The sequence below is a fragment of the Arhodomonas aquaeolei DSM 8974 genome (assembly GCF_000374645.1).
Lineage (GTDB): Bacteria > Pseudomonadota > Gammaproteobacteria > Nitrococcales > Nitrococcaceae > Arhodomonas > Arhodomonas aquaeolei.
This window is the reverse complement of the sequence record NZ_KB894816.1, coordinates 52,883-74,756: the sequence shown is the minus strand read 5'-3', so window position 1 is coordinate 74,756 and position 21,874 is coordinate 52,883. Positions and strand designations below refer to the sequence as shown.

General features: G+C 69.9%; 21 protein-coding genes. 14 read left to right on the top strand and 7 right to left on the bottom strand.

Annotation, left to right across the window (positions count from 1 at the left end):
* Positions 1-169 precede the first annotated feature (169 nt).
* The 3 genes from C516_RS0115030 (at position 170) to C516_RS0115020 (ending at position 3,577) form a co-directional block, all read left to right on the top strand.
* Entirely contained in the window at positions 170-1,498 is a 1,329-nt protein-coding gene (locus C516_RS0115030) for an MFS transporter (protein ID WP_026321222.1), read from the top strand.
* A 303-nt stretch (positions 1,499-1,801) separates the two neighbouring features.
* Positions 1,802-2,581 carry an acetoin reductase gene (locus C516_RS0115025; protein WP_026321221.1) on the top strand — a complete coding sequence of 260 codons (780 nt, stop codon included), beginning with the start codon at positions 1,802-1,804 and terminating at the stop codon, positions 2,579-2,581.
* A 96-nt stretch (positions 2,582-2,677) separates the two neighbouring features.
* Complete coding sequence (locus C516_RS0115020) at positions 2,678-3,577, top strand: SDR family oxidoreductase (protein ID WP_018719235.1); 900 nt, start codon at positions 2,678-2,680, stop codon at positions 3,575-3,577.
* Positions 3,578-3,593: 16 nt separating this feature from the next.
* Here C516_RS0115020 and C516_RS0115015 read toward each other — a convergent pair whose 3' ends face one another.
* The 7 genes from C516_RS0115015 to C516_RS0114985 are packed head-to-tail and all read right to left on the bottom strand — an operon-like array spanning position 3,594 to position 11,034.
* The gene (locus tag C516_RS0115015; RefSeq protein WP_018719234.1) at positions 3,594-5,423 is read right to left on the bottom strand and encodes a V-type ATP synthase subunit A; all 1,830 of its coding nucleotides are present in this window, start codon (positions 5,421-5,423) and stop codon (positions 3,594-3,596) included.
* 4 nt (positions 5,424-5,427) lie between these two features.
* Positions 5,428-6,132: a hypothetical protein gene (locus C516_RS0115010; RefSeq protein WP_018719233.1), complete on the bottom strand. Its 705-nt coding sequence runs from the start codon at positions 6,130-6,132 to the stop codon at positions 5,428-5,430.
* Between the two features lie 5 nt (positions 6,133-6,137).
* Entirely contained in the window at positions 6,138-6,824 is a 687-nt protein-coding gene (locus C516_RS0115005) for a hypothetical protein (protein ID WP_018719232.1), read from the bottom strand.
* A gap of 18 nt (positions 6,825-6,842) precedes the next feature.
* Positions 6,843-7,292 (bottom strand): ATP synthase subunit C, encoded by a 450-nt coding sequence (locus tag C516_RS0115000; RefSeq protein ID WP_018719231.1) that lies wholly within the window; start codon positions 7,290-7,292, stop codon positions 6,843-6,845.
* Positions 7,280-9,061 carry a V-type ATP synthase subunit I gene (locus tag C516_RS0114995; protein WP_018719230.1) on the bottom strand — a complete coding sequence of 594 codons (1,782 nt, stop codon included), beginning with the start codon at positions 9,059-9,061 and terminating at the stop codon, positions 7,280-7,282. Before C516_RS0114995 ends, C516_RS0115000 begins: the two co-directional genes overlap by 13 nt.
* Entirely contained in the window at positions 9,058-9,660 is a 603-nt protein-coding gene (locus C516_RS0114990) for a V-type ATP synthase subunit D (RefSeq protein WP_018719229.1), read from the bottom strand. Before C516_RS0114990 ends, C516_RS0114995 begins: the two co-directional genes overlap by 4 nt.
* A gap of 15 nt (positions 9,661-9,675) precedes the next feature.
* The gene (locus C516_RS0114985) at positions 9,676-11,034 is read right to left on the bottom strand and encodes a V-type ATP synthase subunit B (RefSeq protein WP_018719228.1); all 1,359 of its coding nucleotides are present in this window, start codon (positions 11,032-11,034) and stop codon (positions 9,676-9,678) included.
* Positions 11,035-11,215: 181 nt separating this feature from the next.
* Here C516_RS0114985 and C516_RS0114980 point away from each other — a divergent pair, with 181 nt between their 5' ends.
* The 11 genes from C516_RS0114980 (at position 11,216) to lipB (ending at position 21,866) form a co-directional block, all read left to right on the top strand.
* Entirely contained in the window at positions 11,216-12,259 is a 1,044-nt protein-coding gene (locus C516_RS0114980; RefSeq protein WP_018719227.1) for a rod shape-determining protein, read from the top strand.
* An 81-nt stretch (positions 12,260-12,340) separates the two neighbouring features.
* On the top strand, positions 12,341-13,255 hold the full coding sequence (mreC, locus tag C516_RS0114975; protein ID WP_310504235.1) for a rod shape-determining protein MreC: 915 nt from the start codon (positions 12,341-12,343) through the stop codon (positions 13,253-13,255).
* Positions 13,256-13,276: 21 nt separating this feature from the next.
* Positions 13,277-13,765, top strand: a complete 489-nt coding sequence (gene mreD / locus C516_RS0114970; RefSeq protein WP_018719225.1) for a rod shape-determining protein MreD — start codon at positions 13,277-13,279, stop codon at positions 13,763-13,765.
* A 57-nt stretch (positions 13,766-13,822) separates the two neighbouring features.
* Entirely contained in the window at positions 13,823-15,694 is a 1,872-nt protein-coding gene (mrdA, locus tag C516_RS19725) for a penicillin-binding protein 2 (RefSeq protein ID WP_018719224.1), read from the top strand.
* Entirely contained in the window at positions 15,687-16,808 is a 1,122-nt protein-coding gene (gene rodA / locus C516_RS0114960) for a rod shape-determining protein RodA (RefSeq protein ID WP_018719223.1), read from the top strand. Before mrdA ends, rodA begins: the two co-directional genes overlap by 8 nt.
* 29 nt (positions 16,809-16,837) lie before the next feature.
* Positions 16,838-17,863 (top strand): lytic murein transglycosylase B, encoded by a 1,026-nt coding sequence (gene mltB, locus C516_RS0114955; protein WP_240466060.1) that lies wholly within the window; start codon positions 16,838-16,840, stop codon positions 17,861-17,863.
* Positions 17,860-18,885 (top strand): septal ring lytic transglycosylase RlpA family protein, encoded by a 1,026-nt coding sequence (locus tag C516_RS21630; RefSeq protein WP_051088251.1) that lies wholly within the window; start codon positions 17,860-17,862, stop codon positions 18,883-18,885. Before mltB ends, C516_RS21630 begins: the two co-directional genes overlap by 4 nt.
* 47 nt (positions 18,886-18,932) lie before the next feature.
* A complete protein-coding gene (locus tag C516_RS0114945) occupies positions 18,933-20,093 on the top strand; it encodes a D-alanyl-D-alanine carboxypeptidase family protein (protein WP_018719220.1) in 1,161 nt (386 codons plus the stop codon).
* Between the two features lie 68 nt (positions 20,094-20,161).
* Positions 20,162-20,965, top strand: a complete 804-nt coding sequence (locus tag C516_RS0114940) for an aminotransferase class IV (protein WP_084594238.1) — start codon at positions 20,162-20,164, stop codon at positions 20,963-20,965.
* On the top strand, positions 20,962-21,231 hold the full coding sequence (locus C516_RS0114935) for a YbeD family protein (RefSeq protein WP_018719218.1): 270 nt from the start codon (positions 20,962-20,964) through the stop codon (positions 21,229-21,231). The genes C516_RS0114940 and C516_RS0114935 overlap by 4 nt, the downstream gene beginning before the upstream one ends.
* The gene (gene lipB / locus C516_RS0114930; protein ID WP_018719217.1) at positions 21,228-21,866 is read left to right on the top strand and encodes a lipoyl(octanoyl) transferase LipB; all 639 of its coding nucleotides are present in this window, start codon (positions 21,228-21,230) and stop codon (positions 21,864-21,866) included. Before C516_RS0114935 ends, lipB begins: the two co-directional genes overlap by 4 nt.
* The last annotated feature ends 8 nt before the right edge of the window (positions 21,867-21,874 follow it).

The window sequence follows — 21,874 nt, the reverse complement described above, 5'->3', positions numbered from 1 at the left end:
TATGGTTTCGGCCCGGTACCCGTGCAAGGCTTGATCGATCTCATGGAAACACCGCCCCAATCGCGCCTACGCAGCGCCCGGTCGGCGGTGTGATGGACGCACGGCCCGCGCCCGCCAAGGGCGTCGGGCACGGCGGTGACACCCGCGCAGAGACGATTCGGACGGACCAATGTCGAGCTCCCACGCAAACCCGGCCATGTCTTCCCCGGGCGGTCCGGCGGCCGGTGCCGCCGATACGCACGCCGTCAGGACGGGCGAGATCGCCATCGGTGTGATCATCGGGCGGATCTCCGAGTTCTTCGACTTCTTCGTTTTCGGGATCGCCTGCGTGCTGGTCTTCCCGGCGGCGTTTTTCCCCTTCACCGACCATGTGAACGGGATGTTCTGTGCGTTCGCGATCTTCTCGCTGGCGTTCATCGGCCGGCCGCTGGGCTCGGTGCTGTTTATGCGGCTGCACGACTGGTACGGCCGCGGCGCCAAGCTGACCGTGGCGCTGTTCATGCTGGGCACGACCACCGCCGGGATCGCCTTCGTCCCCGATTACGGCGCGATCGGGGCGTCATCGATCGTGCTTCTGGCGGTCCTTCGGCTGCTCCAGGGAATGGCCACCGGCGGTAGCTGGGACGGGCTGCCGTCGCTGCTCGCCATGAACGCACCCAGCAACCGGCGGGGCTGGTTCCAGATGATCCCGCAGCTCGGGGCCCCCATCGGCTTCATCGTGGCGGCGGCGCTGTTCGCCTACCTGCAGATGAGCCTGTCGGACACGGATTTCCTGGAGTGGGGCTGGCGTTACCCGTTCTACGTGGCCTTCGCCATCAACGTGGTGGCGCTGTTCGCGCGTCTGCGCCTGGTGGTGACGCCGCAGTTCGCCAGCCTGCTCAGGACCCGGGAGCTGGAGCCCTCGCCGGTCGGCGAGCTCGTGCGCACCCAGGGCCGCAACATCGGCCTCGGCGCGTTCGCCCCCCTGGGCAGCTACGCCCTGTTCCACCTGGTGACCATCTTCGCCCTGTCCTGGGCGCTGCTGTTCAACGGCCACACGGGGGCCGACTATCTGCTGGTGCAGATCCTGGGGGCGGCGATCTCGATACCGTGCATGCTGCTCTCCGGGGTGATCGCGGATCGCATCGGCCGCCGCGCGACCCTGGGTATCTTCGCGGTGCTGATCGCGGTGTACAGCGGCTGGACGCCGCTGCTGCTCGCCGGCGGGACCATGGAGGGCTACCTGTTCATACTGATCGGGTTCGCCCTGCTGGGGTTCTCGCACGCCCAGGCGGCCGGCGCGGTCAGCTCCACGTTCCAGGCCGAGTTCCGCTACAGCGGGGCGATGATCACCTCCGATCTGGGCTGGCTGTTCGGCGCCGGTTTCGCGCCACTGGTGGCGCTGGCGCTCACCGTCTATCTCGGTGTGGGCTACGTCGGCCTGTACCTGCTCTCCGGCGCCGTCGGCACCCTCGGTGCGCTGTGGGCCAGCCGCACCGTCGGCCTGCCGAACGACTGAGGCCATCCGGACGTCATCGGCCCGGCGTCACTGCCACGACCTGTCATGCGTCGGTCCGCGCCCCCTGGCGGGGCGTGTAACCGTCGTCTCCTTCGCCGCGGGTGAGTCCGGCTCCGTTGCCGTGCCGTTGACCACGGTCAATCTCCCGTGCGGCATCAGCATTCACAGTAGCAGGCGCGTGGTCGGCCCCGGGCTGCATCGTCACGCCGGCACGTCGGGTTTGTGAACGATTGCCGCGCACCGCCGCCCATCAATTAGCACGCTATCCATTCAGTCATTCCCTCCATTCTGAGGAGCGCTGTTATGTCCGTTGAAGGTAAGGTCGCTTTGGTGACGGGTGCCGCGCAGGGCATCGGTCTGGGCATCGCGAAGCGTCTGGCGAAGGACGGCTTCAGTATCGCGCTGGTGGATCTCAAGGAGGACAAGCTCGCCGGCGCGGCCCGAGAGGTCGAGGCGCTGGGTGCGAAGACCACCACGTTCGCGGCGGACGTCGGTGACCGCGATGCCGTCTACGCCGCGGTCGACCACGCCGAGGAGGCGCTCGGGGGCTTCGACGTCATGGTCAACAACGCCGGCATCGCCCAGGTGAATCCGATCGTTTCGGTCACGCCGGAGGAGGTCGAGCGGATCCACCGGATCAATGTCGAGGGCGTGCTCTGGGGCATCCAGGCGGCCGCCAGACGTTTCCGGGAACGGGGCCGGAAGGGCAAGATCATCAACGCCAGTTCCATCGCCGGCCACGATGGCTTCGCCATGCTCGGCGTCTACTCGTCCACGAAGTTCGCCGTGCGCGCGCTGACCCAGGCGGCGGCGAAGGAGCTGGCGAGCGACGGCATCACCGTGAACGCCTACTGCCCCGGCATCGTCGGCACCGACATGTGGGTGGAGATCGACGAGCGCTTCGCCGAGCTCACCGGCGCGAAGAAGGGCGAGACCTACGACAAGTACGTCGGCGGTATCGCCCTGGGCCGTGCGGAGACGCCGGACGACGTTGCGTCCCTCGTCTCCTACCTCGCCGGGCCGGACTCGGACTACATGACCGGGCAGGCCCTGATGATCGACGGCGGTATCGTCTACCGCTGAGCCGGCACGCCGCCCTGCCGGGCCGAGCCGACAGGGCGGCATGGCGGAGCAGGGGCCGGGGAAACCCGGTGGCAGGGACGAACACACGGAGGCGGGATGCAGATCGAATCGGGCAGGACGGCGTTCGTCACTGGCGGCGGCGCCGGCATCGGGCTGGCGGTGGCGCGGACGCTGCTCGACGCAGGGATGAACGTGGCCGTCGCGGACCTCAGCCGGGCACACCTGGACGAGGCCCGCGCGCATTTCGAGGCGGCGGGCCCGCGGGTGCGGCTGATCGAGCTGGACGTCACCGACCGCGACGGCTGGGCGGCGGCGGTGGACGAGGCCGAGGCCGCGTTCGGGCCGATCCATCTGCTCTACAACAACGCCGGCGTGAATGTCATACGCGACGTCAACGACGCCACGGCCGAGGACTTCGAGTGGGTCATGGGCGTGAACTACGGCGGCACCGTCAACGGGGTGCTCACCCTGCTGCCGCGCATGAAGGCCCACGGCGGGGTCGCGCACATCGTCAACACGTCCTCTATCGCCGGTATCGCCGCCGGCCCCGGGGCGGGCGTGTACGCGGCGAGCAAGTTCGCGATCCGCGGTTTCTCCGATGCCCTGCGCTGTGACGTGGCACCTTACGGGATCGCCGTCTCGCTGGTGTGCCCGGGGACCGTGGCGACGCGGCTCTACGAGAGCGAGGATCACCGCCAGGCCCGTTTCCAGGGCATCGTGGACGAGCGGACCAGGGCGGTGCGGGCGCAGGGCGGCGAGCTCTTCCGCCGGGTACTGCCCCAGGGCATGGACCCGGCGGTCGCCGCTGCGCGGGTCCGTGCCGGCATCGAGCGGGAGGCGTTCTACATCTTCACCCATCCGGAGGTGCGGCCGGACGTGGAGGCCTCCTGCGCCGAGCTGACGGCGGCCTTTACCGATGACCCCGTCGATCCGGACCAGGAGCGGCTCGAGGAGGGGCGGCGCCAGGCCCGCCGGGACGCCCTTAACGGCCGATAGCCGGGGTGGCCGGCGGTCAGGCGGCCTCGATCCCGACGCCCGCCTCCCCGGCCAGACGGCGGATCTCCTCCAGGTGCCGGCGGTATTCCCCGGAGTCCAGCGTCGCGTAGTTGAGGTTCTTCATCGCTGTGGCGAGGTTGGTGAAGTAGGTGCGGATGCGCTCCTTGTCCTCCAGCGCGTAGTCCGCGGCGACCAGGCGGTAGACCAGCGCAAGGCTGCGCCGCTGGCGCTCCGGCGGGGTCGAGACGTCGACCTCGTCGAAGGCGTCCTGCTGGAGATACACCAGGTCCAGGAACGCCGCCTTCTGGTAGGTGATGAAATCCCCGGTGGTTATGCCCTCCTCGCCGGTGACCTGCATCATCTGGGCGACGTCGTCGCCGTCGTGGAGGAGCTGGAGCAGCTCGTCGATACGCCCCGGCCACTCCTGCCCGAAGGTCGCGGCGATGTGCGCCGCGAGCTCGTCGCGGTAGCGCGACCACGACAGCAGCGGGTCCACCGCGGGGTAGAAGCGCTTGTACGCGCGATCCGCGGACAGCCCCAGAAACGCCTTCACCGTGTTCAGGGTCGCCTGGGTGACCGGTTCCTCGAAGTTGCCGCCGGCCGGTGAGACGGTGCCGATCATGGTCAGGCTGCCGGTGTCGCCGGCACCGTTGCGGATCACCCCCGCACGTTCGTAGACGCTGCGGATGGCCGAGTCGAGATAGGCCGGGTAGGCCTCCTCGCCGGGGATCTCCTCCATGCGCCCGGAGGTCTCGCGCATGGCCTGGGCCCAGCGGGAGGTGGAGTCGGCGATGAGCAGCACGTCCAGGCCCATCTGGCGGTAGTACTCGCCGATGGTGATGCCGGTGTAGATGGAGGCCTCCCGCGCGGCGACCGGCATGGACGAGGTGTTGCAGATGATGACCGTGCGGTCCATCAGCGAGCCGCCGGTGACCGGGTCGCTGAGCCGCGGGAACTCCGTGATCGTCTCCACCACCTCGCCGGCGCGCTCGCCGCAGGCGACGATGATCACGATGTCCACCGTCGAGTAGCGGGCGATGAGGTTCTGGAGCACCGTCTTGCCGGCGCCGAAGGGGCCGGGGATGCAGGCGGTACCGCCGGTGGCGATGGGGAAGAACGTGTCGATGACGCGGATCGTGGTGGTCATCGGCCGCTCCGGGTAGAGCCGTTCGCTGCGGTGCTCGCGCAGCAGGCGGCGGGGCAGCGGTGTGCGCACCGGCCAGCGCCCGGCGAGGGTAACCGCGTGCTCCGCCCCCGAGGCGGAGACCAGCCGGGCCACGGGCACGTCCACGGTGAAGCTGCCCTCCTGTATCCAGTCCACGGTCAGCGCCCCGGTGAGGTCGAAGGGCACCATGATCCGGTGGGTGAAGCGGCCCTCCTGGACCGTGCCCAGGGTGTCGCCGGGCTGAACGGTGGCGCCCATGCGTACCGTCGGCGAGAACGACCACTGGGCCCCGGCGGCCAGTGCCGGCATCTGCCGGCCCCGGGGCAGGAAGAAGCCCGATTCCAGCGCGAGCTGCTCCAGCGGGTTCTGCAGGCCGTCGTAGACCTGCCCCAGCAGCCCCGGGCCGAGGGTGACCGAGAGCATCTCGCCGGTCTGGGTCACCGGGTCGCCCACGGCCACGCCGCCGGTATCCTCGAAGACCTGCACGTCGGCGCGGTGGCCGCGCACCCGCAGGACCTCCCCGGTGAGCTGCTCGTCGCTGTCGCCGCCGTCGGGCCGGATGAGCACCACCTCGTTCTTCATCAGGCCGGGGGCGCGCTCGTCGGCCTCGATGACGACGATGTCGTCCTGTACGGCGACGACGGTGCAGTCGACGGCGGGGCGGTCGGGGGCGGCGCTCATGGGTTCACTCCGCGGTGTCCTGGTGGGCGAAGAGGTTCCGGAATCCGCCGAGGCCGTGGTGCACCCCGGCGCGAAGCCGCTGCTCGGCGGCCTCGGCGTTGTAGCGGCGCCACGCGGCGGCGATCCGCCAGCGCAGCACGTAGACGGTGACCGCGCGGAAGTCGAACCTCCCCGCCCGGCGGGCGCCATCCAGCAGCCGCCACTCCACGGTCATCAGCAGCCGCTCCAGCGCCAGGGGGCGATCGCCCTCCAGGTGCGCGCGGGCCTCGGCGAGCCAGGGGAAGACCGCGCCCACCCCGAGCAGCGGCTCGTCCCAGCGGGTGCGCATGTGGGCGATCCGCGGGCCCACACCCCAGCGCGTGCCCGGCGTGGGGCGCTGATGGCCCCGGCGGCGGGCGCGCAGGGCGGCCACGACCGTGCGGATCTCCAGCAGGGCCTCCGCCAGGTCCGCAATGCCGTGCGCCGCCAGCCGGGGCATCGCCGCGTCTGCGCGGGTGGCGAGGGCGGTGTCCGCGGGCTCCGGCGCGGGGCGGCACCAGTCCAGCAGGCCCAGCAGCGTGTCCAGGCTCTCGCGGTGGGCAGCCCCGAGCAGTCCCAGCCGGCGATCGAGGCGCAGCCGTGAGAGCCCCAGTGTCTCCCGGCCGAAGGGCTGCCCCGGCAGGGCCGGCAGGCTCGCCAGCAGCATGACGTACTCGTGGCGCTTGCTCATGGCGGCTATTTCACGATGCCTTCGAGCATCGCGCGGAAGCGGGGCTGGAGGTGCTCCAGCAGCAGCGCGGCGACCGCATCCTCGGTGATGTCGAGCTCCATGTCGTGGTCGTTCAGGCGCACGCGCAGACCGTGCTCGTGCTCGCCGACGGTGAAATCGACCCCCTCACGCAGGACGTCGCGCGCCTGGGCGACCACGAAATGGGCGAGGCTGCCCTCGCGCAGGGCCTCCGGGTGTCGGCGCAGTTCCTCGAGCCCCAGCACGTCCCGCGGGAGCAGGATCTCGGTGTGCCCGTCCGCCTCCAGCGGCGTGTCACTGCGCTGGCGGGCGGCCAGCTCCAGGATCAGGCGCTGGAGGAAGGCCTCGTCCGAGAGGGCGTCGCGTACCAGCCAGCGCAGGTGCTCGCGGAAGCGATGGGTGAGGGTGGTCTGCATCTCCAGGACGCTGTCCCGCGCGGCCACGCGGATAGCCTCGCGGGCCGAGGCCTCCAGACGCTGCGCCTCCTCCCGGGCCTGGGCGCGCAACCGCTCGGCGTCCTCCTCGGCCTGTTCGATCATCCAGCTCGCCCGGCTCTCGGCATCGGCGACGATACGCCGGGCCTCCTCGCGGCCGGCCTCCACACCCTCCTCGCGCAGGCGCTCGATCAGCGCCTCCACGCCCGAGGACGGTCCGGTGGTGTCGTGCTCGTTCATACGCGGCCCCTGTCCCGTTCAGCCGGCGGGGATGTTGCCGGCGATCACCAGCGCGAAGATGAAGGCAAACACACCGAAGCCCTCGACGATGGCGGCGGGTGCGATGGACAGCCCGAAGACTTCCGGTTTGCTCTTGGCGGTGTTGATCGCCGAGGCGCAGCAGCTGCCCTGGTGGACCGCGCTCAGCAGCAGCGCGGTCCCGGAGAGTATCCCCACCGCGAACAGCCCCGCCGCGGTATCGGTGGTGACCGGGCGCTGCAGCGAGAACATCACCACGATGCCGTAGATGGTCTGCGAGGAGGGCATCGCCGAGAGCCCGATGAACCGGCCGTGGCCGGACTCGGTCTCCAGCAGGGCGCCGATGGCCGCCTGGCCGGCGATGGCACAGCCGATGATGCTGCCGATGGCGCCCAGGGCCATGGGGCCGTACAGCCCGGCCCAGCCGAGGGTGAGGATCAGTTGTTCCACAGTGTCTTCTCCGTTCGCGCGAAGGGCCGGAAAGGGTAGCCCTCGTCGGAAATGCCCCAGTTATAGAACTCGATGACGTTGAGCCGCAGCCCGTGGACCACGCCGCTGAGCACGGCGAGGGCGAAGTTCAGGGCATGGCCGGCAGCGAGTATCAGCACCTCGAGGAGCACGCCGAGGCCCGGGTAGGCCGCTGCAGCGTCGGCGGCGAGCTGGTTGAAGGTCACCGCCAGCGACGCGCTCGCCAGGCCCAGGGCGAACAGCCGCAGGTAGCTGAGGACGTCGCCGAACGCGTTGGTCACGCGGGCCAGCCCGAGCAGTCCGCCGGCGGCGCGGCGCAGCAGGTCGCCGGCGTTGTGGATCGGCCGGGTGTCGCTGAACACCGCGACGGCGGCGAGCCCGGCGGCCAGGGCGATGCCGGCACCGGGCAGGCCAAGGTACAGCGCGGCGCCGGCGAGCAGGGCCGCGATCCAGCCCACGGGGGCGAGGGCGGCGGTGTGACCGCGCCGGCGCCAGGCGACGATGGCGTTGGCGAGCACCAGGTGGGCGAGGCCGACACCCACCGACAGGGTCATCATCTGGCCGAAGTCGCCGGTATCGAGCACGCGGAGCACCCCGGGCAGGCTGTCCGGCGGCGGCTGCCAGCCGAAATAGCTGCCGGCGAGGACGCCGTAGACGCCGGCGGTAGTCGCCAGCGCCAGGCCGAGGTTGCGCAGCCGCCGGCCGCGCCGGCTCGCACCGAGCCGGGGTGCGGCGGCGAGCACGATGCCGCCGAGGACGGCGGCGTAGCCGGCGTCGGCGAGGATCATCGCGAAGAACACCGCGAACGAGAAGAAGATCACCCGGGATGGGTCCCAGCTGCGGTAGCCGGGGAGCTGATAGAAATGCACCACCTCCTCGCCGCCGGCGGTGGCTTCGTCGTTGTCCAGCAGTGTCGGCGGCCGGCTGTTCGCGTCCGCGGGCTCGACCAGCACGGCGAGGTCACGCGCGGCGGCGAAGTCGTGTACCGCGGCCCGGTCACGGATCGGCACCCAGCCCTGCACCGCGAACAGGGCGTCGTCGTCCAGGGTGCAGTGATGGGCCCGGGCGAGGTCGGCATCATCCTCCGCCCGGAAGAGTTGGCGGTGGATCAGGTGGATCCAGCGCGTGAGTGCCTCGCGCTCGGCGGCGAGCTCGTCCAGGCGCACCGCGAGGCGCTGGAGGCGCTCGCGCAGCTGCGAGCGGGGGATGCTGCCGGTGTGGGTGCGCGGTACCGGCAGGGCCTCCGGCGGGGGTTCCTCGCGGGCGATCACGGCGACGTAGCTGTTGCGGTTGTCGCGATGGACCTCCTGCCACGGCAGGGTCAGGGTCCCGAGCTGGTGCCGGCGGTAGTTCGGGACCTCGTAGAACCACAGCCGGTAGCCGGCGAGGGCGTCCTCAGGGGGCAGCCGGAAGTCGCCCCAGGGGGCGAGGTCGTCGAGGCGGCGCTGGACGAACTCGCGACTGTCCTCCAGCTCGCGGCTGCGGCGCTGGTTCTCCAGCACCCGCTCGACGGTCGTGGCCAGGTCGAAGTCCGGGTCCTCCGGGACCTGGTGGCGGCGTACCGGGCAGTCCAGCAGGTGCTGCAGCGCGCGCCGGGTGTGGGCCGGCGCGGCCGGGGCGGCCTCCTCGCCGGGGCTCTCGCGCAGCGTGACCAGGTGCATGATACCGAGCTGCTGGAGCCCGGTGAGGAGGGTGTCCTCCTCGCGCCGGCTGCCGAACAGGGTCACCTTCTCGAGCGCCACGATGGTCATGGGCCCATCCCCGCGTGCTTGCGCTTGGCGATCTTGGCGCGCACCACAGCGGCGCGCTCGTTGTCGGCGATATGGATGCGGATGCGGCGGATGTTCTCGCGGGCGCGGGGGATGAGGACCTTGTCGAACAGATTCACGCGCTGCGTGACCCGCGTGACGGCGCGCTCCAGCCGTCGCAGCCGCTCGCGCTCGACCATGAGGCGGACGTTCAGCCTCAGGGCCTCGGCAAGCCGGTCGGCATAGATGTCGAGCCAGTGCGGGGTGGCCAGCAGGGCGTAGCCGGAGGTCTCCACCGCGACGTCGTCGAGCACCGGCAGGTGCACGCCGAGGAGGTTGTGCTCGTGCATCCGCACGTCGGTGACGCGGACGAGCCCGTCCATGACCACGCGCTCGTCGCCGGCCATCGGCAGTGTCCCGCGGACGTCGTTGGTGAGCGCGGCCAGGTCGCGCTCGGTGGCCGCGAGTACGCCCTGCTCCCGGCTGCGCTCGGCGATGAGCTGGCGGCGCTTGAGGTCCAGCGACGGCAGGATGCGCTGGAACCGCCGCAGGCGTGCCTGCTCGTGGTGCAGGGCGGTCTTGTTGAGCGACGTCCGGGCCACGGTCTGCTCCGGGGCTCAGTCGCCGCCGGCGGCGGTCCGGCCGCGGCGGGGGTAGTACTTGTCGATCAGCGACTGTTTCATGACCAGTTCCTCGGGCTCGAAGCACTCCGCCAGCGTCTCCCAGCCCCGGTCGAGGGCGCGCTCCAGGGGCAGGGAGACCTCGACGTCCATGAAGCGCTCCTCGAAGCGCTCACCGAAGCGCAGGAGCTTCTCGTCGTAGGGCGAGAGCTCGAAGGCCATGGCGCGCTTCTGCTCCGCGTCCCGGGCGCCGGCGTACAGCCGGATCATGGTGTTCATCAGCTGGCCGTGGTCCTCGCGGGTGGTGTGGCCGATCACGTGCTGCTTGAGCCGGGACAGCGAGCCGAACGGATCGATGCGCCCGTCGCGCAGGTAGAGCTGCCCCTCGGTGATGTAGCCGGTGTTGTCCGGCACCGGGTGGGTGACGTCGTCCCCCGGCATGGTGGTGACGGTGAGCACCGTCACCGAGCCGGCGCCGCGGAAGTCGCACGCCTTCTCGTAGCGGCGGGCGAGCTGGGAGTAGAGGTCGCCCATGTGGCCGCGGTTGGAGGGGACCCGCTCCATGCTGATGCCCACCTCGCGGATCGCGTCGGCGAAGGCGGTCATGTCGGTGAGCAGCACCAGCACCCGCTTGCCCTCCTCGACGGCGAAGCGCTCGGCGACGGCGAGGCACATGTCGGGCACGAGCAGCCGCTCGACCACGGAGTCCGAGGCCTGGTTGACGAACATCACCGTGTGCGCGAACACCCCCGCGTCCAGGAAGCGCTGGCGGAAGTAGTGATAGTCGTCGAAGATCAGCCCCATGCCGCCGAAGACCACCACGTCCGCGTCGGCCTGGATGGCGATGCGCGCCAGCAGGGCGTTATAGGGTTCGCCGGCGACCGAGAAGATCGGGATCTTCTGGCTCTCCACCAGGGTGTTGAAGACGTCGATCATGGGGACGTCGGTGCGGATCATGCGACTGGGCATGACCCGGCGCACCGGGTTGACCGAGGGGCCGCCGATGGGCACACGGCGGTCCTCGGTGAGTGCGGGGCCGCGGTCTAGCGGCTCGCCGGTGCTCCCGAAGACGCGTCCGAGGATGTTCGGCGAGCAGGTCGCCGACATGGGGTGGCCGAGGAAGCGTACCGTCGCCCCGGTGGTGAGCCCGCCGGTGCCGCCGAACACCTGCAGGGAGACGACGTCGCCGTCGATACGGATGATCTGGGCGAGCACGTCCTCGCCGTCAGCCTTGCGCAGGACTGCGAGGTCGCGGAAGCGCGCCGGCGAGCCGCTTCCGCCGCCGGGCACGCGCACGCGCACGATGCCACCCACGATGCTGAGGATGTTGCGATAGTGACTCAGCGGCTGACTCATCCGTGTGTGCCCGCCTCCCGGTTGTCCTTGCACTGCATCATTACAGCTTGTCGAGCGCGCCATCAAGCGCGCTCAGCCGCGTCGATGTGCGCCTCGTCACAGCATGCAGGCACCAGTTTCCTTGCCCACACGGGGGCGGGTTGCTAGATTACGCGTTTTCTCGCTCGGCTGGATTCTCGGGATGTTCAAGGGCATTCGTGGACTTTTCTCCAACGACCTCTCCATCGATCTCGGCACTGCCAATACGCTGATCTACTCCCGGGGCCAGGGCATCGTGCTCAACGAGCCATCGGTGGTGGCGATCCGCCAGGATCGCGACGGCGGACCGAAGCACATCGCCGCGGTGGGCCAGGAGGCCAAGCTCATGCTCGGGCGCACGCCCGGCAATATCCGTGCGGTGCGTCCGCTCAAGGACGGGGTGATCGCGGACTTCACGGTCACCGAGAAGATGCTGCAGAACTTCATCAAGAAGGTGCACGAGGCGCGGTTCTTCAAGCCGAGCCCGCGTGTGCTGGTGTGCGTGCCCTGCGGCTCGACCCAGGTGGAGCGCCGCGCGATCAAGGAGTCGGCGGCGGGTGCCGGCGCCCGGGAGGTCTTCCTGGTCGAGGAGCCGATGGCGGCCGCGATCGGGGCGAACATGCCCGTGGACGAGGCCCGCGGCTCGATGGTGCTCGACATCGGCGGGGGTACCTCCGAGGTGGCGGTACTCTCGCTCAACGGCATCGTCTACTCCGCCTCCGTGCGTATCGGTGGTGACCGCTTCGACGAGGCCATCATCAACTACGTGCGCCGCAATTACGGCATCCTCATCGGCGAGGCGACGGCCGAGCGCATCAAGCACGACATCGGCACTGCCTTCCCGGGTACCGAGGTCCACGAGCTGGAGGTGCGCGGACGTAACCTCGCCCAGGGCGTGCCGCGGAGCTTCACGCTCAACTCCAACGAGATCCTCGAGGCGCTGCAGGAGCCGCTGTCCGGTATCGTCGGTGCGGTGAAGACGGCCCTGGAGCAGACCCCGCCCGAGCTGGGCGCGGACGTGGCCGAGCGTGGCATCGTCGTCACCGGCGGCGGTGCGCTGTTGCGCAATATCGATCGCCTGCTCATGGAGGAGACAGGTCTCCCGGTGGTGATCGCCGACGAGCCGTTGACCTGCGTGGCCCGCGGTGGCGGCCGGGCCCTCGAGCTCATGGACGAGCGCGGCACCGATCTGTTCGTCGCCGAGTAGCGACGGGGCGGACCGGCACCGGCGGGGAGGGAACACCCCGCCGGGGATCAATGGTTCACCCATCGCCCCCGGTTTGGCGTTATCCTGTCGGGCAGCGATCTGAGTTCGGGGGAAGCCATCAAACCGCTGTTTGCACGAGGACCGTCGATAACGGCACGTCTGGTGCTTCTGGCACTGGCGTCGGTGGCGCTGATGACCCTGGACCACCGGGAGGGGTACTTGCAGCCGGTGCGCTACGCACTGACCACGGCGGTCTATCCGGTGCACGTCGCCGCGGAGCTCCCGGCGGAGATCGGGCGCTTCTTCTCCCGCGAGTTCCGCAGCCGCCGCGCACTGGTCTCCGAGATCGAGCGGCTGCAGGACAAGCTCCTCCTCAGCCAGGCCCGGCTGCAGAAGCTTGACGCCCTCGAGGTCGAGAACATCCGGCTGCGAAAGCTCCTCGACTCCTCCTACGAGGTGGGCGAGTCCGTGCTGATCGCCGAGCTGATGCGCGTGGATTTCGATCCGCACACCCATCTGGTGCGCATCGACAAGGGCGCGCGTGACGGCCTGTTCGCGGGGCAGCCCGTGCTCGACGCCAACGGCGTGGTCGGCCAGGTGGATACCGTCGGGCCGTTCACCGCCACGGTCCGGCTGATCTCCGATCCCAGTCACGCCATCCCGGTGCAGGTCAACCGCAACGGCGTGCGCGCCGTGGCCGTGGGCACTGGGGATCTGAGCGCGCTGAAGTTGACCAACCTGCCGAACAACACCGATATCCGCAAGGGCGACCTGCTGCTGACCTCCGGGCTCGGCGGGCGTTTCCCGTCCGGCTATCCGGTAGGCCGGGTCTCCGCCGTGGACAAGAAGCCGGGGCGGCCGTTCGCGGAGGTCACGGTGAAGACCGCCGCCTCCCTGGACCGGCTCCAGGAGGTGCTGCTGGTGCGCCGCGAGGGCGATGTGCCCCAGTTCGCGGGCGGATCGGCGGTGCCGGAAGAACAGGCGCCGGGGTCCTGAATGCGCGTGGGGCGCTAGCATATGGCGACGTCGACGCGCCACGGCGGCTGGGTGATCCTGGTGAGCGTGTTCCTCGCGCTTATCCTTTCGGTGGTGCCGATGCCGACCTCGCTGGAGCTGGTGCGCCCGCCCTGGACCCTCGTGGTCATCATCTACTGGGTACTGGCGTTGCCCGAGCGGGTCGGTGTCGGGGTCGCATGGGGCGGGGGGCTGTTCGTCGACATCCTCCAGAGCATGCCCCTCGGCGCGCACGCGCTGGGGTTCGCGCTGGTGGCGTGGCTCACGCTCAAACTGCACCGGCGCCTGCGGATCTTCCCGATGTGGCAGCAGGCGATGACCGTGCTGGTGCTGAGCCTGCTGGTACGGGTGCTGCTTTTCTGGGTCGACGGCATAACCGGCCGGGCGAACCCTGGTTGGTGGCACTGGATGCCGGCGTTCTCGGCCACTGTGGTGTGGCCGGTGGTCTTCTTCACGCTGCGCGAGGCGCGGCGGCGATTCAACGTGCGCTGAACCCCGCGCCGGCCGGCGCTGTCGACCGGGGGGCCGTTTGTCTCAAGTGATCGTCCAATGACTGTGCAGCAGCTCCAGGATCCCGTGCGCGAGCGCCGGCTCGTGCGCTCGCGGCTGGTCGTGGCCGCGCTGGCCGTGCTGGCCGCGGTCGGCGTGCTGGCGGGGCGGATGTGGTGGCTGCAGGTTGCCGGCTACCAGCATTACGCCACCCTCTCCCAGGAGAACCGCGTGCGGGTGGTGGGCGTGCCGCCGACCCGCGGGCTGATATATGACCGTAACGGCGTGCTCCTTGCGGAGAATGTGCCCACCTACCGCCTGGTGGTCACGCCGGAGCAGGTGAGCAACATGGACAACCTGCTCACGCGTATCCGCAAGGTCGTCTCGCTCCGTCCCACGGACCTGGAGCGCTTCCATGAGCTGCGGCGCCAGCGTCCGGGATTCCAGGAGATCCCGCTGAAGTTCGACCTCACCGAGAAGGAGGTCGCCCGGCTGGCCGTGAACCGTCACCGTTTCCCCGGCGTGGAGGTGAAGGCGCAACTCACCCGGAACTATCCCCTGGGCAGCACCGCGGTCCACGCCGTTGGTTACGTCGGGCGGATCAATCAGCAGGAGCTCTCCGGCCTGTCCGCCGCCGAGTATTCCGCCACCAGCCACATCGGCAAGACCGGGATCGAGCGGTACTACGAGAAGCGCCTGCACGGGCACGTGGGCGTCAAGCGGGTGGAGACCAACGCCATGGGGCGGACCCTGCGCGTGCTCGACCGTGATCCGCCGGTGCCCGGCGAGGACCTGCAGCTGAGCCTGGACGTGCGGCTGCAGAAGGTCGCCGAGGGCGCTCTGGGCGAGGAGAGCGGCGCTATCGTGGCCATCGACCCGCAGACCGGCGAGCTGCTGGCGATGGCGAGCACACCGACCTTCGACCCCAATCTCTTCGTCAACGGCATCTCGCTGGAGGACTACCGCTCGCTGCAGCAGGGCAAGGACAAGCCGCTGTTCAACCGCGTGCTCCGCGGGCAGTATCCGCCGGGCTCCACGATCAAACCCTTCATGGGGCTGGCGGGACTGGAAACCGGTACTACCACGCCGGAAGAGACGGTCTACGATCCCGGTTACTACAGCATCCCCGGCGTTGATCACCGCTGGCGCTGCTGGAAGCGCGGCGGGCACGGCACCGTGAACATGCACGATGCCATCGAGGAGTCCTGCGATACGTACTTCTACGATCTTGCCTACAAGATGGGCATCAACGCCATGCACGACTTCCTGCTGCCCTTCGGCATCGGCCGGTCCACCGGCGTGGACCTCTCCGGCGAGCTCTCCGGGCTGATGCCCTCGAAGGAGTGGAAGCGCCGGGTCAAGGGCAAGCCGTGGTATCACGGCGAGACCATAATCGCGGGCATTGGCCAGGGCTACATGCTGGCCACGCCGCTACAGCTCGCCTATGCCACGGCGACGATGGCGAACCGGGGCAAGCGCCTGCGTCCCCACCTGCTGCGCTCGGCGACCGGACCGGACGGCAAGGCGGTGCCGGTACCCGATCCCCATCAGCGCCCGCCCATCCAGCTGGACAAGCCGCAGCGCTGGGAGACCATCATCGATGCCATGCACGACGTGGTGCAGGGGCCCCGTGGCACGGCCCGTCGTGTCGGGCGCGACGCCCCATACCAGTTCGCCGGCAAGACCGGTACCGCGCAGGTGTTCGGGATCGCCAAGGGCGAGGAGTACGACGCCGAGGAGCTCGCCAAGCGGCTGCGCGACCACGCGCTGTTCATTTCCTTCGCGCCCCTGAAGGATCCCAAGATCGCCGTGGCGGTGGTGGTCGAGAACGGTGGCGGCGGCAGCTCCACGGCGGCGCCGATGGCACGCACGGTGATGGATGCCTGGCTGCTCAGGCTGCGGCAGACCGCACAGGGGTACGGCGATGAATGATGATGTGGTGGGGCCGGCCCGGGACCGGAGCTTCGTGCAGCGCTATCTTCACCTGGACATGCCGCTGCTGGTGCTCCTGGCGCTGGTGGCAGCGGGCGGCCTGGTGGTGCTCTACAGCGCCTTCAACGGCGATTTCGAGGCCTGGGAGCGGCAGTGCTGGCGCCTGGGTGTGGCCTTCTTCGTGATGCTGGTGCTTGCCCAGGTGCCGCCGTCGCTGCTGCGGCGCTGGACGCCGCTGCTTTACCTCGCCGGCGTGGCGAGCCTGCTCGCCGTGATGCTGTTCGGCACCAGTGCCGGCGGGGCGCGTCGCTGGATCGACCTCGGTGTGATGATGGTCCAGCCCTCGGAGTTCATGAAGCTGGCGTTGCCGATGATGGTGGCCTGGGTGCTCGCCCGCGAAGACGTCCCGCCCCGGGTGCCGGTGATCCTGGTGGTAGTCGCGGTGATCGGGGTGCCCGTGGGCCTGATCGCCGTGCAGCCGGACCTCGGCACCGCGCTCCTGGTGGCGGCGGCGGGTGTGTTCGCTCTGTTCCTGGGCGGGCTGAGCTGGCGCTATATCGCCGGCGGCGCGGTGCTCGCCGGTGCCGCCGCGCCGCTGCTGTGGTTCTTCGGCATGCGCGATTACCAGCGTCAGCGCGTGCTGACCTTCCTCGATCCGGAGCGCGACCCGCTCGGGGCGGGCTACCACATCATCCAGTCCAAGATCGCCATCGGCTCCGGCGGTGTCTACGGCAAGGGCTGGATGGCCGGCACGCAGTCGCACCTGGAGTTCCTCCCGGAGCGGCACACGGATTTCATCTTCGCCGTGCTCTCCGAGGAATTCGGTTTCTTCGGGGTGTGCGTGCTACTGGTGCTCTACATGGCGGTCGTGGGACGCGGCCTGTGGATTGCCGGCCACGCCCAGGATCGCTACAGCCGGCTGCTGGCGGGCAGCATCTCGCTGACGTTCTTCGTCTACTTCTTCACCAATATCGGTATGGTCTCCGGGTTGCTGCCGGTGGTGGGGCTGCCACTGCCGCTGGTGAGCTTCGGGGGAACGTCAATGGTGACCCTCATGGCCGGCTTCGGTATTCTCATGTCCATTCAGACCCATCGCCGTCTGTGGTCATCCTGACCGCCAGGGCATCGACCGGAGGAGGGCCGATGAGACACCGCCCCGCACCCGCCCGCGTCCGTTCCGCCATGGGGGCCCTGGCCGTGACGGCCGCCCTGCTCGCCGGCTGCGCGGTTGCCGGCGCCCCCGAGCCCGCGGACGACGAGGCCGCCTTCGACCGTTTCGCCGAGCAGATGGCCCGGGAGCACGGCCTCGATGCCGACCGGGTGCGCGAGGTGCTCGCGGCGAGCGAGCGCCAGCAGGACATCATCGATGCCATGGAGCGCCCGGCGGAGGCGCTGCCGTGGCACCGCTACCGCGGCATATTCCTCAAGCAGGCGCGCATCCAGGCCGGTGCCGACTTCTGGGACGAGCACGAGGCGCTGATCCGGCGCGTGAGCGAGGCGTATGGGGTGTCGCCGGCCGTGCTGGTCGCCATCGTCGGCGTGGAGACGCGCTACGGCACATATACCGGCCGTCACCGGGTCATCGACGCCCTGCGCACCCTGGCCTTCGATTACCCGCCGCGCAGCGGGTTCTTCCGCGGCGAGCTGGCAGACTACTTCCTGCTCACCCGCGAGGAGGGCATCGATCCGCTCGGACCCAAGGGCTCCTATGCCGGTGCCATGGGCATGCCGCAGTTCATCGCCAGCAGCTACCGCGCCTACGCCGTGGATTTCAACGACAACGGCCGGCGGGACCTGTGGGACGAGCTGCCGGACGTGCTCGGCAGTGTCGCCAACTACTTCGCCCGTCACGGCTGGCGCAGCGGCGAACCGGTGGCGGTACCCGCGGAGGTGGACGGCGACGACTGGCGCCCGCTCGCCGATGCCGGCGGGCTCAAGCCGAACACCACTGTCGGCGAGCTCGCGCGTCGCGGCGTGTACCCCCAGGAAACGCTGCCGGCGGATGCCCCGGCGCGCCTCACCGTGCTCGAGGGCGAGGATGGCCCCCAGTACTGGGTGACCCTGACGAACTTCTATGTCATCACCCGCTACAACCACAGCCCGCTATATGCGATGGCGGTGCATCAGCTCGGTGAGGCGATCCGCGAGGCGCGGGGGCCCGGGGCATGAGGGCGGTGCCGCTGCTGCCCGCGCTGACGGCGGTGGCCGTGCTGGCGCTGGCCGGCTGTGCGTCGTCACCTGGCGACGGTCCGGGGGAGCCGATCTCCGGCGCCTCGAGCCTGCCGGATGCGACGCCGAAGGAGGTGCCCCGCAGCCGCTACGGCAACCCGGATAGCTACGAGGTGCTGGGGCGGCGCTACCATGTGATGTCCGATGCCTCCGGTTTCCGGCAGCGCGGAATCGCCTCCTGGTACGGCAAGAAGTTCCACGGCCGGCGTACCTCCAGCGGTGAGCCGTACGACATGTATGCCATGACCGCGGCCCACAAGACCCTGCCGCTGCCGTCGTGGGTCGAGGTGACCAACCTGGACAACGGGCGCAAGGCGGTGGTGAAGGTCAACGACCGTGGTCCCTTCGCGAAGGGGCGGATCATCGATCTCTCCTATGCCGCGGCGACCAAGCTCGGTGTGGTGTCGACCGGCACCGCACCGGTGTCGATCCGGGTGGTGGGGCCGGGCTACGAGGCTGGCGGGAAGGATGCCCCCCCTGACGGCGGACAGGAACGCCAGCCGGACACCGCCCGCGCCGTGGCGGTCGATGACGATACCCCGGACGACGGTGCCGTCGACGGCTCGGCGCAGCTCGCCTCGGCTGCCGGTGATGATCCGCAGTCCCTGGACGGGGCCGTCACGGCGGATGCCGGCGGTGGGGCAGGGGCGGCGAGAGCGCCCGCAGAGGGCGCCGTGGGCGACACCGGTGACGGGGCAGGGCGCACATCCTCGGCGTCGGCAATGGACTACTATATCCAGCTCGGGGCGTTCGGTGTGCGTCAGAATGCCGAGCGCCTGGTGGCGCAGCTCCGCGATTCCGCCATCGAGGTGCCGGTGCGCATGGAGGCGACGACCCAGCAGGGGCGTGAACTTTATCGCGTCCGGGTGGGTCCCCTCGATGGTGAGGCGGCGGTCCGGGAGATCGGAGGACGCCTCACCGCCAAGGGTTATCCGTCGGGTCACGTGGTGACCGAGCCCTGAGGGGCGGCGGATGGCCGGATTTACCGCAGGCACAGTAAATAGGGATCATGGCTAAACTGGCTCTTCGATTCAGCGTATTCGCTCTCGTTCTCGCGACCCTGCTGGGCGCCGGCCGTGTGCTCGCCCAGACTCAGCCGATACCGGTGCCGGATCCCCCGAGCCTCGGCGCGCAGAACTACGTGCTCATGGACTACCACAGCGGCCGGATGATCGCTTCCAAGGATCCCGACGCCCGGGTGGAGCCGGCGAGCCTGACCAAGCTCATGACCGCCTACGTGGTGTTCAAGGAGCTGGACGCGGGCAACATCGCCATGGACGACATGGTCCGCGTCTCCGAGCGGGCGTGGCGGGCCCCCGGCTCACGGATGTTTATCGAAGCGGGCGACCAGGTCAGCGTCGCCAACCTGCTGCGCGGGATGATCATCCAGTCGGGCAACGACGCGAGCATCGCGCTGGCCGAGTACGTCGCCGGCACCGAGGACACCTTCGCCCAGGTGATGAATCAGTACGCCGACGCCCTGGGCATGGACAACACCCACTACGTGAACGCCACCGGCCTGCCGACGGAGGAGCATTACTCCTCCGCCCACGACACGGCCATCCTGGCGCGGGCGCTGATCAGCGAGTTCCCGCAGTACTACAAGTTCTACTCGATGAAGTCGTTCAAGTGGAACGGTATCGAGCAGAGCAACCGCAACAAGCTGCTGTGGCGGGACAAGACCGTGGACGGGCTGAAGACCGGCCACACGGAGGCGGCGGGCTACTGCCTCACGAGCTCCGCCGAGCGTGACGGCATGCGCCTGATCTCGGTGGTGATGGGCACCTCCAGCGCCAACGCGCGGCTCGACCAGAGCCAGGCGCTGCTGAACTACGGCTTCCGCTTCTTCGAGACCCACCGCCTCTACCAGGCGGGCAAGTCCCTGACCGACGCGCCGGTCTGGAAGGGCGCCACGGATACCGCCCCGCTGGGCGTGCGCCATGACCTTTACGTCACCATCCCCAAGCGCCAGTACGACCGTCTCGAGGCGAGCATGAGCGTGGACGGGCGCATCATCGCCCCGGTGGAGAAGGGCAAGTCCTACGGCAAGGTGCAGGTCACCCTCGGGGAGCGCACTGTCGCGGAGGTGCCGCTGGTGGCGCTCTCCGGTGTCGAGGCGGGCGGCTTCTTCGGGCGGATCATGGACGGGGTCCTTCTTTGGTTCCAGTGACCGCCGGTGACGCCCCCTGCTACCTCAACGGCGAATGGCTTGTGCTCTCCGAGGCACGGGTCTCGCCGATGGACCGGGGGTATCTCTTCGGGGACGGCGTCTACGAGGTGATCCCCGCCTATAGCGGCCGGGCGTTCCTGCTCGAGCGCCACATCGCACGGCTGCGCGACAGCCTCGCGGCGATCGGGCTGGATGCCGGCACCCTGGCCCCGGAGGCCGTGGTTTCCGGACTGCTGGAAGGGGCCGAAGTGGATTGTTCGGTCTACCTGCAGATCACGCGGGGCGTGGCCCCGCATCGTGATCACCGTTTTCCCGCACAGCCCGAGCCCGGGGTGTTCGCCTACCGCGCACCGATGCCGCCGCCGGTGGTCGAGGGTACCGACGGGGTTGCCGTGATCCTGCGCGAGGACATCCGCTGGGCGCGCTGCGACATCAAGGCCGTCTCGCTGCTCGGCAACGTGCTCCTGCGTCAGGCGGCGGAGGAGGCCGGCGCGTTCGAGACGCTGCTCCAGCGCGGGGGCCGGATTACCGAGGCCTCGGCGAGCAACCTCTTCGCGGTGATCGGCGGTACCGTCGTCACCCCGCCGCTGGGGCCGTCGCTGCTGCCGGGGGTGACCCGCGCGTTCATCCTGGAGCTCGCCCGCGGGATCGGTCTCCCGGTGGCGGAGCAGCCCATCGAGGTCGACGGGATCGCCGCCGCCGAGGAGGTCTGGCTGACCAGCTCCACCAGGGAGATCGTGCCGGTGACGCAGATCGACGGCGCCAGCGTGGGCGACGGCAGCCCCGGCCCGGTGTGGCGCCGGCTGCGCGAGGCGTTCGACCGGCACAAGGCCGCGTTCCGGGTCGCGGCAGCGACGGAGGTACCGGCATGAACAGCGAGGACACACCGCTCACCTTTCCCTGCGACTTCCCGATCAAGGCCATGGGCCGGGCTGGTGCCGATATCGAGGCCACCGTGCGCCGGCTGGTCGCGGCCCACGTCCGCGGCGAGCTTGCGGAGGCGGACGTGCGCGTGGCGGAGAGCCGCAACGGCCGGTTCCTGTCGGTGACCGTGACCGTGCGTGCGCACAGCCGAGAGCAGCTCGACGCGATCTACCGCGACCTTCACGCCCACGACGATGTCCTGATGACGCTGTGAGCGCCGTGGTCGCCGACGATCCCGCCCTCAGGGTGCGCCGCCTCGGCCGCGTGGCCTACGAGCCCACCTGGCGGCGGATGCAGGCGTTCACCGACGAGCGCGGTCCTGAGACCGGCGACGAGCTCTGGCTGCTGGAGCACCCGCCGGTATTCACCCAGGGGCTGGCCGGCCGGCCCGAGCACCTCCTCGCCCCGGGGGATATCCCGGTCGTCGCCGTTGACCGCGGTGGCCAGGTCACCTACCACGGCCCGGGGCAGCTCGTGGCGTATCCGCTGCTGGATGTCCGCCGCCGCCGTCTCGGCGTGCGGCGGCTGGTCTCGCTGCTGGAGGACGCGGTTATCCGCGTGCTCGCCGACGACGGCATCACCGGGCACGCCCGGCGGGACGCCCCGGGGGTATACGTGGCGGGTGCCAAGATCGCCCAGGTCGGCCTGCGGGTGCGCCGGGGCTGCAGCTACCACGGCCTGTCGTTCAACGTGGACATGGACCTGGAGCCCTTCTCCCGGATCAATCCCTGCGGCTATGCCGGGCTGGAGGTCATCGACCTGCGCAGCCTGGGCGTGACGCTGCCCATGGCCGAGGCCGAGGACCGCCTGCTGGCGGCCATCCAGGCTGGCCTGGCAGCGGCGGAGTAGGGCGCCGG

What these genes read in the sequence shown, in the direction of transcription:
- mrdA (WP_018719224.1), top strand. Translation starts at nt 13,823, where the DNA reads ATGACTGTGCAGCAGCTCCAGGATCCCGTGCGCGAGCGCCGGCTCGTG.
- rodA (WP_018719223.1), top strand. Translation starts at nt 15,687, where the DNA reads ATGAATGATGATGTGGTGGGGCCGGCCCGGGACCGGAGCTTCGTGCAG.
- mreD (WP_018719225.1), top strand. Translation starts at nt 13,277, where the DNA reads ATGGCGACGTCGACGCGCCACGGCGGCTGGGTGATCCTGGTGAGCGTG.
- C516_RS21630 (WP_051088251.1), top strand. Translation starts at nt 17,860, where the DNA reads ATGAGGGCGGTGCCGCTGCTGCCCGCGCTGACGGCGGTGGCCGTGCTG.
- C516_RS0114945 (WP_018719220.1), top strand. Translation starts at nt 18,933, where the DNA reads ATGGCTAAACTGGCTCTTCGATTCAGCGTATTCGCTCTCGTTCTCGCG.
- C516_RS0115020 (WP_018719235.1), top strand. Translation starts at nt 2,678, where the DNA reads ATGCAGATCGAATCGGGCAGGACGGCGTTCGTCACTGGCGGCGGCGCC.
- C516_RS0114935 (WP_018719218.1), top strand. Translation starts at nt 20,962, where the DNA reads ATGAACAGCGAGGACACACCGCTCACCTTTCCCTGCGACTTCCCGATC.
- C516_RS0114940 (WP_084594238.1), top strand. Translation starts at nt 20,162, where the DNA reads ATGGACCGGGGGTATCTCTTCGGGGACGGCGTCTACGAGGTGATCCCC.
- mltB (WP_240466060.1), top strand. Translation starts at nt 16,838, where the DNA reads ATGAGACACCGCCCCGCACCCGCCCGCGTCCGTTCCGCCATGGGGGCC.
- C516_RS0115005 (WP_018719232.1), bottom strand. Translation starts at nt 6,824, where the DNA reads ATGAACGAGCACGACACCACCGGACCGTCCTCGGGCGTGGAGGCGCTG.
- C516_RS0115025 (WP_026321221.1), top strand. Translation starts at nt 1,802, where the DNA reads ATGTCCGTTGAAGGTAAGGTCGCTTTGGTGACGGGTGCCGCGCAGGGC.
- C516_RS0114995 (WP_018719230.1), bottom strand. Translation starts at nt 9,061, where the DNA reads ATGACCATCGTGGCGCTCGAGAAGGTGACCCTGTTCGGCAGCCGGCGC.
- C516_RS0114985 (WP_018719228.1), bottom strand. Translation starts at nt 11,034, where the DNA reads ATGAGTCAGCCGCTGAGTCACTATCGCAACATCCTCAGCATCGTGGGT.
- C516_RS0114980 (WP_018719227.1), top strand. Translation starts at nt 11,216, where the DNA reads ATGTTCAAGGGCATTCGTGGACTTTTCTCCAACGACCTCTCCATCGAT.
- C516_RS0115010 (WP_018719233.1), bottom strand. Translation starts at nt 6,132, where the DNA reads ATGAGCAAGCGCCACGAGTACGTCATGCTGCTGGCGAGCCTGCCGGCC.
- C516_RS0115030 (WP_026321222.1), top strand. Translation starts at nt 170, where the DNA reads ATGTCGAGCTCCCACGCAAACCCGGCCATGTCTTCCCCGGGCGGTCCG.
- C516_RS0115015 (WP_018719234.1), bottom strand. Translation starts at nt 5,423, where the DNA reads ATGAGCGCCGCCCCCGACCGCCCCGCCGTCGACTGCACCGTCGTCGCC.